At 69.2% G+C, this 266-nt stretch carries 1 pseudogene; it reads left to right on the top strand.

Annotation, left to right across the window (positions count from 1 at the left end):
* Window positions 1-266: pseudogene (locus C1X29_RS28655) on the top strand (hypothetical protein); the annotation flags it as partial.

Here is a 266-nt window from a genome sequence, read left to right as displayed (position 1 = left end):
ACACTCGACGCCGAGACACTGACAGGGCTGATGACGCGCGCAAAGAACCTCCTCGGCGTTGGCGACATCGCCGCCGCGCGGCTGCTGCTCGAACGTGCCGCCAGCGCGGGCGATGCGACAGCCGCACTTCTGCTGGCGCGGACCTATGATCCAGCCGTGCTCGGCACCAGGGACACGCGCAGCGTCAATGCCGACGCGAGCGCGGCACGCGACTGGTACCAGAAGGCTGCAACTCTCGGATCGCCTGAGGCGCAGCAGCGCCTGGC

It is taken from the genome of Pseudomonas sp. GW456-12-10-14-LB2 (genome assembly GCF_002884345.1).
Lineage (GTDB): Bacteria > Pseudomonadota > Gammaproteobacteria > Pseudomonadales > Pseudomonadaceae > Aquipseudomonas > Aquipseudomonas paraglycinae.
This window is presented reverse-complemented; position numbering and strand designations above follow the sequence as displayed.